Genomic DNA, 9,242 nt, shown 5'->3' on the forward strand with positions numbered 1-9,242 from the left:
CTAAATTGAAATTGCTCGGCGCGCGGGCCTGTTGGTTCACATCAATCAGGTCGAGCTCACCCATTTCAAGTCGTTCGGCGGATCGATGGCGATCCAGCTTGAGCCCTCCTTCACGGTGGTCACCGGTCCGAATGGCTCGGGCAAGAGCAACATCCTCGATGCGGTGCTGTTCTGCCTGGGCCTGGCCACGAGCCGGGGGATGCGGGCGGAGCGCCTGCCCGACCTGATCAACAGCGCCATGGTGCGCCAGGGCAAGGCCGCCGAAACGGTGGTCACCGTGCGCTTCGACCTCGGCGACTGGCGGCCCGACCCCGCCGAGCAGGGCCTGGAAGCCCCGCCGGAAGGGCCCTGGATTCAGAATGGCCAGCGGGAATGGAGCGTGACCCGGCGGCTGCGGGTGGCCCCTGGCGGCACCTACAGCACCAGCTTCAGTGCCGACGGCGTCCCCTGCAACCTGCAGCAGGTGCAGGGCCAGCTGCGGCGGCTGCGGGTGGACCCGGAGGGCAGCAACGTGGTGATGCAGGGCGATGTCACCCGCATCGTCTCGATGGGGGCGCGGGAGCGCCGCGGCCTGATCGATGAACTCGCCGGCGTGGCCCTCTTCGATTCGCGCATCGAGCAGACCCGCTCCAAGCTCGATGAGGTGCAGGAGCGTCAGGAACGCTGCCGCATCGTCGAGCAGGAGCTGCGCGCCAGCCGCGTCAAGCTGGAGCGCGACTGCGCCAAGGCCCGCACCTACCAGGAGCTGCGCCAGCGCCACCAGGAGGGTCGGCTCCAGCACCAGGTGCTCAGCTTCGAGCTGGCCAAGCACCAGCACACCGAGCTGGGCAGCCGCCAGCAGGCCCTTAGCCGCCAGCGGGACACCGCTCGCGCCGTCATCACCACCGCCGAGGCGGCGTTGAAGGAGGACTCACGGCGGCTGGAGGTGCTCCAGGCGGAGGTCAAGGCCCTCGGCGAGGACAGCCTGCTGGCGGTGCAGGCGGAACTGGCCGGGCTCGACGCCAGCGGCCGGGAGCTGGCCCGCCAGGCCGAGCGCCATCAGCAGGAGGCCGAGCAGCTTCAGCAGCGGCGCCGGAGCCTGCAGCAGCAGAAGGATGAACTGCGCAGCCAGCAGCAGGCAGGCAGCACTGCAGGCGAGAACGACGGCGAGGCGCTGGAGCGGGCCGAGCAGGGTTGCCGCAGCGCCGAAGTGGCCGTGGAGCTCTCCCGGCGCCGGCTGGGCGAGGTGGCCGGTCGCTCCAGCAGCTGGCTGGAGGAGCAGAAGCAGCGCAGCCAGCGGCGCCAGGCGCTGCAGGGGGAGCTCGGGCCCCTGCTCGCTGAGCAGCAGCAGCTGGCCGAGCGGCTGCGGCAAGACCAGGAACGCCTCGCTGAGCTCGGCGCCGAGCTGGCCCTGGGCGGCAGCAGCGACCAGGAGGCCCAGGAGGGCTTGACGAAGCTGGAGGCCGAAGCCCAGAGCCTCGAAGCGGAGCTGCAGCGCGATCAACGGCTGGCCCAGGAGCAGGCCGAAGCCCTGGCCCTGCAGCAGCGCACCCGCTCCCGGCTGGAGCAGGAGCAGGTGGGGCTGGAGCGGGAGATCGCCCGGATCGAGAGCCGCCGCGACACCCTGCAGGAAAGCCGCGGCACCGGCGCCCTGCGGCTGCTGCTGGAGTCGGGGTTGGGGGGCATTCACGGCCCGGTGGCCCAACTCGGCGATGTGGAGGAGCGGCTGCGGCTGGCCCTGGAGGTGGCGGCCGGCGGCCGGCTCGGCCAGGTGGTGGTCGATGACGACCGCATCGCCGCCCGGGCGATCGAGCTGCTGAAAACCCGCCGGGCCGGGCGGCTCACCTTCCTGCCCCTCAACAAGATCCGCGGCGGGGGCGGCAGTGGCGGTGGAAGCGGCGGTGCCGCCCTGGAGCGGGGGCGGGGCGGGGCGGCCGGCAGCGGTGGCGGCCTGGTGGGCCGGGCGGTGGAGCTGATCCGCTTCGAGCCGGTGTACGGCGAGGTGTTCCGCTATGTGTTCGGGGACACCCTCGTGTTCGAGGATCTGGCCAGTGCCCGCCGCGAACTCGGCCGCTGCCGGGCCGTCACCCTGGAGGGGGAGCTGCTGGAGCGCAGCGGTGCCATGACCGGGGGCAGCCTGCAGCAGCGCAGCGGCCAGCTCGGCTTCGGCAGCGGCGCTGAGCAGGACGAGGCCGAACCGCTGCGGCGGCGGCTGCTGGAGCTGGGCGAAAGCCTGGCCGCCTCCAGGCGGCGGGAGGCCGAGCTGGGGCGTCAGCTGGAGCAGCTGCGGCCCGTTCTCCAGCAGCGACAGCAACGCCAGGCCGCCCTGGCGGCCGAACGGAGCGCCGCCCAGCGGGCCCTCGGCCCGCAGCTGCAGCGCCAGCAGCAGCTCCAGCACAGGCTCGGCCAGATCCAGGCAGCCCTGCTGGCCGACCAGCGACGCCTGGACGAACTGGCTGCCGTCGTGGGGCCCGTGAACCAGCAGCTGGCCAGCCTCGAAACCGAGGAGGCCGGCGCCCAGGCTTCCGGCGACAGCGGCCGCTGGCAGGGGCTGCAGCAGGATCTTGAAACGGCCGATCAGCTGCTCAGCGAGGCCCGGCTCCACCGCGACAACCTGCTGGCGGTCCGGCGGGAGCGGGCCCTGGCCACCGAGCGGTTCAGCCACCAGCTCGAGGCCCTGGCCGTTGAGGAGCAACGGCTGCAGCAGGCTGTGGCGGCCCTGGCGGAAGCCCACGGCCACTGGCGCCAGCAACAGCGACAGGAGCAGGAGCGCCGAGCAGTCCTGGACATTCAGCACCAGGAGCTTCAGGAACGCTTCGGGGAACGGCGCCGCGCCCGGGACGGGGCGGAAGCCCAGCTCGCCGCCGGGCGCCTGGCCCTGCAGCAGAGCCAATGGGAGTTGCAACGGCTCGGTGAGGAACTGCTGGCCCTCGCCGAGCAGGAACGCAACCTGCAGCTCCGGCTCGAAGCGATGGCGCGGGAGTTGCCCGACCCCCTGCCGGAAGTCCCCGAAGCGGTGCGGCAGGACGGCCTGGAGGCCCTGGAGCAGGCGTTGCGCCGACTGCAGCAGCGCATGGAAGCCTTGGAGCCCGTCAACATGCTGGCCCTCGAGGAACTCGAGCAGCTCGAGCAGCGGATCGGCGAACTCGAGGGGCGCCTCGAGGTGCTCAGCAAGGAGCGCGAAGAGCTGCTGCTGCGGATCGAAACCGTGGCCACCCTGCGCCAGGAGGCCTTCCTCGAAGCCTTCCAGGCGGTGGACGGCCATTTCCGCGAGATCTTCGCCGGCCTCTCCGAGGGGGAGGGCCACCTGCAGCTGGAGAACCGTGAGCAGCCCCTGGAGGGTGGCCTCACCCTGGTGGCCCACCCCAAGGGCAAGGAGGTGCGGCGGCTGGCCTCCATGAGTGGGGGGGAGAAATCCCTGACGGCCCTGAGCTTCCTGTTTGCCCTGCAGCGCTTCCGCCCCTCCCCCTTCTATGCCCTCGACGAGGTGGACAGCTTCCTCGATGGCGTCAATGTGGAGAGGTTGGCGGCCCTGATCGCCAGCCAGGCCGACCAGGCCCAGTTCCTGGTGGTCAGCCACCGCCGGCCGATGATCGCCGCCGCCACCCGCACGATCGGCGTCACCCAAGCCCGCGGCTCCCACACCCAGGTGGTCGGTCTGCCCACCGCCGCCTGAGCCGTGGGTCACAATGACCTCTACCCTTCCTCTTCGCCGACACCCCCACGGGATCAGGCCATTGACCTCCTCCGTCCCCCCTTCAGCCGACCCCGCCAGGGCCGTTCCCAGCGACAGGCTCTGGTTGCGCTCCGAGCTGATGGGCACCCAGGTGATCACCCGTGACACCGGCCGGCGGCTGGGGGTGGTCGGGGAAGTGGTCGTGGACATCGACCGCCGTGAGGTGATGGCCCTCGGCCTGCGCGACAATCCCCTCACCCGCTTCCTGCCCGGCCTGCCCCGCTGGATGCCCCTGGATCGGATTCGCCAGGTGGGGGATGTGATTCTGGTGGACTCGGCCGATTCGCTCACCCAGAGCTTCAATCCCGAGCGCTACAGCAAGGTGATCAACTGCCAGGTGGTTTCAGAAGCCGGGGAGCAGCTCGGCCGGGTGCTGGGCTTCAGCTTCGACATCGAAACCGGCGAACTCACCACCCTGGTGCTCGGTGCCCTGGGCGTGCCCCTGCTGGGTGAGGGGGTGCTGAGCACCTGGGAGCTTGCGGTGGACGAGATCGTCAGCAGCGGCCCCGATCGGATCATCGTCTACGAAGGCGCCGAGGAGAAACTCAAGCAACTGGGCAGCGGCCTGCTTGAAAAGCTCGGCATCGGCGGGCCCAGCTGGGAGCAGGAAGAGCGTGACCGCTACCGCCAGTCGATGGTGCCGGTGGAGAACCAGCTGGCCTCTGGCCAGGCCACTCCCCAGGAGCAGCGCCGCATCCAGCCCGCCACCAGCCGCGCCCTGGCACCCCAGCAAGACGAAGAACTGGAGTACGTCGAGCTGGAGCGGCGGCGGCAGGAACCCATGCGCCAACGCCGCTACCTCGATGAAGAAGAGGACCGCGGTGCGCCCGGTTGGAGCGGGCGGGATTCCAGCCGCCCCGAGCCGCGCCGCTTCGAGCCACGAACCCCCGAAGAGCGCTTCACCGAAGAGCGTTTCCCCGACGACCGTTTTCCAGACGACCGTTTCCCCGAAGAGCGCCGGTCACAAGAGAGGCAGCTTGAAGCCCGGCAAACCCCAGCCCGGCAGCCCGCGGACAGGGAGCAGCCGCCATCGCCCCCGCGGGAGGATCCGCTGGTATCGGAGCGGTCGGAGTGGTCAGAGCGGTCTGACCGCCCCCTGCCCCGGCCCGCCCAGCGCCGGGCTCCCCAGGATCGCCAAGAACCCCTGGACGTTGATCCGGAGCCCTACAACGGCGCCTACGCCGAAACAGAACCGCTCCAGCCCGAGCGGCCCGAGCGGGCCGGCTTTGAGGATCCCTGGTGAGCCGTGCCTGCAGTGCAAGCGGCTCTGCTCCCGGACGCTTGGCCTGGCTTGGCTCACGCAGGCCTGATGGCGAGAGAGGCCAAGCGCTTCGTCTAAGGCGACAGGGCCGCTGCGGCCGGCCCGGCCGTCACAAGATGCGGCAGATAGAACACTTTGGCGACCAGGAACAGGAGGGTGATACCGAGCAAATCGTTGACCGTGGTGATGAAGACGCCGGTTCCCACGGCCGGATTGAACTTCAGCTTCGACAGCCCCAGTGGCACCAGGACGCCCACCGCCGCCGCCTGCACAGTGATCAGCAGCAGGGTGATGGCTGCCGTTAGGCCCAGCCAGAGCGGGGCCTCGATAGCGGTGAACAGCGACAGAACTTGAATGCCGACCAGGGTTAGCAGACCCACCGCCACGCCATTCAGGACTGCGCCGCCGATCTCGCGAAGGAATCGCCCCCGGATGTCGCCGCGCCAGAACGACGCCCCGGCCATCGCTTCAATCGTCACGGTGGACGATTGGATACCGGCATTGCCCGCCATGTCCATCACCAGCGGGATCAGGCTCGCGAGGATCACCGCTTCTTCCAGCGCCTCTTCGAACGAGCCGACGATCAGGCCTGCAGCGAGTGCCCCGATCAGCGCCGAGGCAAGCCATGGAAAGCGGCGCTGCAGGATCGTCATCGGCAGGTCGAGCGGGTCGGAATCGGGCGCGACGCTCGAGAGCTGCTTGAGGTCTTCGGCGATCTCCTGCTGACCGATGTGGCGCAGTTCCTCGGCGCCGATGATGCCGACAAGACGGCCACGGGTGTCGGTCACAGGAACCACCGGCAAGCGACGCTGATCGGCGATCCGGGCAACGACCTCGTCGTCCGCGTCGGCTCACCGCCACCGGATCGACGTGCATGATGTCGCCGACCCGGGCATCGGGCGGTTGCATCAGCAGGTCGCCAAGGTTCAGATAGCCCCTCAGTCGATAGGCGTCATCGACCATGAAGACGGCATGGAGCCGTCCGATATCCCCTGACCGGGCGCGGATTTCCGTGATCACCTGCGCGACCGTCCAGTCCTGCGGTGTGGCGATCAGGTCCCTCCGCACCATCGCCGCGCCCGCCGTGCCTTGGGCGTGGATCACCCCCGCAAGAATGTCGTCGGCATGGGCATGACCGGCCACCGCTCGCGCGATCAGGGCATCGGGAAGGCCGGCGAGCAGATCGGCGGCCGAGGCGGGGTCAAGCTTGGCGACCAGACGGGTAAGGCGTTCCTGACTGTCGCGATCGACGAGCCGCCCGCGGACCATCGGATCGAGCTGGTTCAGCACCGCAAGGTTCGGTGCATCCGGCAGGATCTTCAGCATGTCACGCGCCCGTTGCGGGCTCAGCTGCAGAACAAGTGCCGCGGTCTGGGCGGCAGGAAGCTGAAGCAACGCCCCAAGCCCCTCCCGATTCCCTCGCTTCAGGGCGCCCGCGACCTTCGCCAGCGGCGCAGCAAGGCCCCGGGCTGCGCCGAGCAGATCGTCAACGGTCAGGACGGTTTTGCCGCGGCGCTTCGTCTCTGCTTTGGTCATGGCCACCCTTGTCGATGAAGTGCGGCCCGGACAACCGGATCGTCGTCGATAGGGTATTGCGTCCGGGCGCTATGGCTATGAAATCTTGCGGCCGTTAGAAGCGGCCAGCCGCACCCATACGAGGTTAAGATCTGATTAGCATTTTTCTAACATTTCGTTCTTTCAGGTGTTCTTCTTTTGGTATTGGTGTAATCACTCATGCGCGTGACCACTGCACAGCGCGAAGCAGTGCAAAGCGGTGACTTTCGGGGAGGATGTCACTCCTTGGCTGCCACTCAGTCGGCCTGGATCAAGGGTACCGCGAGGATCGGTTCGGGCTCCTCTGGTTGCTGGTTGATCCACACTTCTTCGGGTTGACTCCAGCCGGTGGTTCAGTTCCAAAATTCTGGATGGGCTTGACGGACTGTCTCTTAGACATCGGCCCGCTGCTCGCAGATTGTGGTGGCGGCTCCGCTGTGACGTTGATGGGGCACGACGAATTTGATGCCGCTATGCCGATGCCGTTGGTTGTACCAATCCACAAACGCCGCCACCCACTCGCATGCCTCGTCTTTGCTGGCGAATGGCCGGCTGGGGTAGTCGGGCCGGTACTTGACCGTTCGGAACAGTGATTCTGAGTAGGGGTTGTCGTTGGAGACCCTTGGCCTGGAAAAGGACCTGAGCACACCCATCTCCTCCAGCCATGATTCCAGCGTGGCCCCTCGCATGGTATTGCCGTTGTCGTCGTGGAGGACCAGTGGCGGCTGGTAGCTCTGACGGCTGCCATAGCCGCTGGGCCAGCGGTAGCGCTCCCTGAGATAGGCACGCTGCACCAGATCAGCCGAAAACCAGGTTGGAACTCAGGCGATCAGAACTTGAAGGTGGTCTTGAGCAGGCCGCCAAAGTTACTGAAATCATCAGAGCCACCACCACCTCTCTGGAGCTGACCCAGGGGAGCACTGAGGTAATAGATCGCAGGAGTCACACTGATGTTGTCGGTGACCTGGAACTTGTACCACCACTCCCAGGCGTACTGGCCATCGTTGGCATTGATGTTGGCGTTATCACCGGCCTTCGTGAGAAAGGTGGACTGACCGACGGCCATGCCTGCGGAGTTACCTTTGATAAAGACGTCGGTCCACTGCAGGCCGACATACCAGGACTGGCTCTGGGCCCCATCGAAATCGGGGAGTTTGAAACTGGTACTGCCAGAAATGCTGATAGTTGTAACAAAGATCGGTGAATAGGTGTAACTGTTGAGCCCCCAGCCAAGGCTGATGGAAGGGATCCAGCCAGAATTGGAAGGTTGCCAGTAGGCGCTGATGCCAACGGAATTGACGCTATTCGCGCCAAGAAAAAGATCTACAGCGAGTGGAGTGCCATTGCCAAAGTAGAGGCCAGATACCCCGTTAGGGGTTGAATAGGTGTAGGCAGCGGCAATACCGAAGTTGGTGCCCGTGTAGGCAATCTGGGCAGTGCCGGTTTGCTGTGAGCAATTGTTGCCGATGCCGCCACAAACGGAGGAGGAATCAAGGTTTGTTGGGCTGCCTACGTTGCCGTTGGCAGCCACGTAGTTAATGCTTGCACTGAAACCGCCGCTCTTCCACCACAGACCACCACCAGCGCCGAGGTTGAGGCTGTAGGTACCGGGAGCACCGGCGTAGGTGAAGATGTCGAGCACCGTGTCAGCGGGGTACACACTGGGCCAAACGGCCAGCATGTCGTCCTGACGAACCCGTCCACCGATGGTGGCCGTGAAACTGCTACCGACCGGGAACTGGTAGAAGAGGCGGTTGACCATCACGCTGTCAGCACCGGGAGGACCCTCGAAGCCCACTTCCAGAGCATTCAAGCCAACGATCGGCTGGCCGAAGGGGCTTTTGCCGAAGTTTCCGGCCCGCAGGCGGGTGCGCAGCAGGTCCTTGCCGGTGAAGCTGGTGTCGAAATCGATCCGCAGGTCGTAGTTGAAGGCGGTGGCACCCTGCTGAGCAGCCGCAAGATCTGCCCACTTGGGATTAAGGGAATTAGGGATTCCTAAGTTTGGACCGAATTCCCGTCGATCACCGCCGTAGGCGTTGGCGCCGATCACGAAGGTGGCCTGACCCTTCAGCTTGGTGGTGGTGGAGAACTGATTCGCCTCCAGCTCACCCACCTTGGCTTCGAGGCCATCAACCCGGCCCTTGAGCACCGCAAGCTCGGTTTCGAACTCCTTGATCAGGCGACGGAGTTCATCGGTCACCTCGGTGATCCGGTCGAGGCAGGCGTTGAGCAGGGCGGCGGCTTCCCAACGGCTCAGTGGCCTCTTGCCACGGAAGCTGCCATCTCGGTAGCCGGCGACGCAGCCGTAGCGCTCCACCAGGTTGGAGAGAGCCTGGTAGGCCCATTCGGTGGGCTGTACGTCGGAGAACTGGGTGATGCTGGTGACCTGCTCTTTAGAGCCGGCGTACTTGTTGACGCCGTCGATGTTGAGCTCTGAGGCGGAAACGGCCATTGGAGCCAGCAGACCAAGCGCTGCAGGCGCCAGCAGCAATTGCTTGAGAAGTTTCATGGCTCGGGACCTCTCAGAAAATTAGTTCACTCGGGGTACTTAGTTCACTCGGGGTACTGAGTGGAGCACCACCATTCTAAGGAGACTCTGGAAAACCCCACCACCCTGCGCGAGAATGGCCGTGTGATCGCAGGCGTGAACAGGGTTCATGGGCATCAAGCAGCTCGGCTTTGGTGATTACGAGCAGTCCACGGCCAAAAAGC

General features: G+C 66.3%; 5 protein-coding genes and 1 pseudogene. 2 read left to right on the forward strand and 4 right to left on the reverse strand.

Annotated features, from left to right (window positions below; translation table 11 throughout):
- The first annotated feature begins 31 nt into the window (after nucleotides 1–31).
- Entirely contained in the window at nucleotides 32–3,655 is a 3,624-nt protein-coding gene (gene smc, locus KBY66_RS12635; protein WP_255089938.1) for a chromosome segregation protein SMC, read from the forward strand.
- A gap of 61 nt (nucleotides 3,656–3,716) precedes the next feature.
- The gene (locus tag KBY66_RS12640; RefSeq protein ID WP_399225409.1) at nucleotides 3,717–4,958 is read left to right on the forward strand and encodes a PRC-barrel domain-containing protein; all 1,242 of its coding nucleotides are present in this window, start codon (nucleotides 3,717–3,719) and stop codon (nucleotides 4,956–4,958) included.
- 92 nt (nucleotides 4,959–5,050) lie between these two features.
- On the opposite strand, the gene KBY66_RS15765 is transcribed toward KBY66_RS12640, so the two are convergent.
- From KBY66_RS15765 to KBY66_RS12660, 4 genes and pseudogenes are all read right to left on the reverse strand, one after another.
- Nucleotides 5,051–5,764, reverse strand: a complete 714-nt coding sequence (locus KBY66_RS15765) for a magnesium transporter (RefSeq protein WP_255089939.1) — start codon at nucleotides 5,762–5,764, stop codon at nucleotides 5,051–5,053.
- 415 nt (nucleotides 5,765–6,179) lie between these two features.
- Nucleotides 6,180–6,512 (reverse strand): annotated as a pseudogene (locus tag KBY66_RS15920) (hypothetical protein); the annotation flags it as partial.
- Between the two features lie 410 nt (nucleotides 6,513–6,922).
- A complete protein-coding gene (locus KBY66_RS12655; protein ID WP_399225407.1) occupies nucleotides 6,923–7,324 on the reverse strand; it encodes a transposase in 402 nt (133 codons plus the stop codon).
- A 35-nt stretch (nucleotides 7,325–7,359) separates the two neighbouring features.
- Complete coding sequence (locus KBY66_RS12660; protein WP_255089941.1) at nucleotides 7,360–9,039, reverse strand: iron uptake porin; 1,680 nt, start codon at nucleotides 9,037–9,039, stop codon at nucleotides 7,360–7,362.
- Between the last annotated feature and the right edge of the window lie 203 nt (nucleotides 9,040–9,242).

Origin of the sequence: Synechococcus sp. Tobar12-5m-g, assembly GCF_024345415.1 — a bacterium.
GTDB lineage: Bacteria > Cyanobacteriota > Cyanobacteriia > PCC-6307 > Cyanobiaceae > Regnicoccus.

Bases quoted from the DNA above. Each gene is read 5' to 3' on its own strand.
- KBY66_RS12660 (WP_255089941.1), bottom strand. From the start codon at position 9,039: ATGAAACTTCTCAAGCAATTGCTGCTGGCGCCTGCAGCGCTTGGTCTG.